This is a genomic window from Vibrio sp. 378 (assembly GCF_033339435.1).
Genome location: NZ_JAWOUO010001249.1, coordinates 1 through 509, shown reverse-complemented (window position 1 = coordinate 509; position 509 = coordinate 1). Strand labels below are relative to the sequence as shown.

Sequence of the window (509 nt, the reverse complement as noted above, 5' to 3'; positions counted from 1 at the left end):
GAGTGAAAACAAATCTCGCGAAATGACCATTGTAAATACCACGTTTAAATCCAGCGTAGTTAAAGGGCTGGGCGCGCATACTCTGACAACTGGTGTCGATGCGACGCATGCCGAGTTGGAAGATTTTACGTCTAACAAAGCATCATCTAAAACGAAAGCATCAAATACACAATGGGCTGTGTTCATCGAAGATGAATGGAAGATCGCAGAACCTTTTAGTCTGACATTAGGTGGTCGTTTGGATCACGATGAAAACTACGGCGCGCATGTTAGCCCGAGAGTGTAGGGTGTGTTGCGTGTTGATTCTTCTTGGACGGTCAAAGGCGGTGTGGCGACAGGCTTCCGCTCTCCTCAGTTACGTGAAATTACCCCAGGTTGGGCGCAAGTCAGTGGTGGCGGCAATATTTATGGTAACCCAGATTTGGATCCGGAAACTTCACTGAACAAAGAAATCAGTGTGCTTTACCAAGGTGATTCTGGTCTTGATGTGACGTTAACCGCCTTCCACA

1 pseudogene is annotated in these 509 nt (G+C 47.2%); it reads left to right on the top strand.

The features are described from left to right. Positions 1-509 (top strand): annotated as a pseudogene (locus R7Q48_RS31390) (TonB-dependent receptor domain-containing protein); the annotation flags it as partial.